Source organism: Halomonas litopenaei, assembly GCF_017303055.1.
GTDB classification, from domain to species: Bacteria; Pseudomonadota; Gammaproteobacteria; order Pseudomonadales; family Halomonadaceae; genus Halomonas; species Halomonas litopenaei_A.
This window is the reverse complement of the sequence record NZ_JAEKJT010000015.1, coordinates 1-1,269: the sequence shown is the minus strand read 5'-3', so window position 1 is coordinate 1,269 and position 1,269 is coordinate 1. Positions and strand designations below refer to the sequence as shown.

1 rRNA gene is annotated in these 1,269 nt (G+C 52.1%); it reads right to left on the bottom strand.

The window, feature by feature from the left end:
* A 23S ribosomal RNA gene (locus JF545_RS19745) occupies nt 1-1,157 on the bottom strand; the annotation flags it as partial.
* Between the last annotated feature and the right edge of the window lie 112 nt (nt 1,158-1,269).

Sequence of the window (1,269 nt, the reverse complement as noted above, 5' to 3'; positions counted from 1 at the left end):
CAAACCCGTAGCTTCGGTACCTGGTTTGAGCCCCGTTACATCTTCCGCGCAGGCCGACTCGACTAGTGAGCTATTACGCTTTCTTTAAAGGATGGCTGCTTCTAAGCCAACCTCCTAGCTGTCTAAGCCTTCCCACATCGTTTCCCACTTAACCAGGATTTCGGGACCTTAGCTGACGGTCTGGGTTGTTTCCCTTTTCACGACGGACGTTAGCACCCGCCGTGTGTCTCCCACGCTTGCACTCACCGGTATTCGGAGTTTGCCTCGGGTTGGTAAGTCGGGATGACCCCCTAGCCGAAACAGTGCTCTACCCCCGGCGGTGATACGTGAGGCGCTACCTAAATAGCTTTCGAGGAGAACCAGCTATCTCCGGGCTTGATTAGCCTTTCACTCCGATCCACAAGTCATCCAAATCTTTTTCAACAGATCCTGGTTCGGTCCTCCAGTTGATGTTACTCAACCTTCAACCTGCTCATGGATAGATCGCCCGGTTTCGGGTCTATTTCCAGCGACTGGTCGCCCAGTTAAGACTCGATTTCTCTACGCCTCCCCTATACGGTTAAGCTCGCCACTGAAAATAAGTCGCTGACCCATTATACAAAAGGTACGCGGTCACCGAACAAGTCGGCTCCCACTGCTTGTACGCACACGGTTTCAGGGTCTATTTCACTCCCCTCTCCGGGGTTCTTTTCGCCTTTCCCTCACGGTACTGGTTCACTATCGGTCAGTCAGGAGTATTTAGCCTTGGAGGATGGTCCCCCCGTCTTCAGTCAAGGTTTCACGTGCCTCGACCTACTCGATTTCACAACACTCAGGTTTCGGTTACGGGGCTATCACCCACTATGGCCAGATTTCCCAATCTGTTCACCTACCAGTTGTGTTGCTTAAGGGCTGGTCCCCGTTCGCTCGCCGCTACTAGGGGAATCTCGGTTGATTTCTTTTCCTCGGGGTACTTAGATGTTTCAGTTCCCCCGGTTCGCCTCTCATGCCTATATATTCAGCATGAGATACCCAAGTGATCTTGGGTGGGTTTCCCCATTCAGAGATGTCCGGGTCGCAGGTCGTTTGCCACCTCGCCGAACCTTATCGCAGGCTTCCACGTCTTTCATCGCCTCTGACTGCCAAGGCATCCACCGTGTGCGCTTCATCGCTTGACCATATAACCCCAAAAGGTCTGTCAATCGATGATGTCACGACAATTGTCGGATACGCTTGAGACGTATCTTACTTTGTCAGCATGATATACATTGTTAAAGAGCGTTAGAGTCG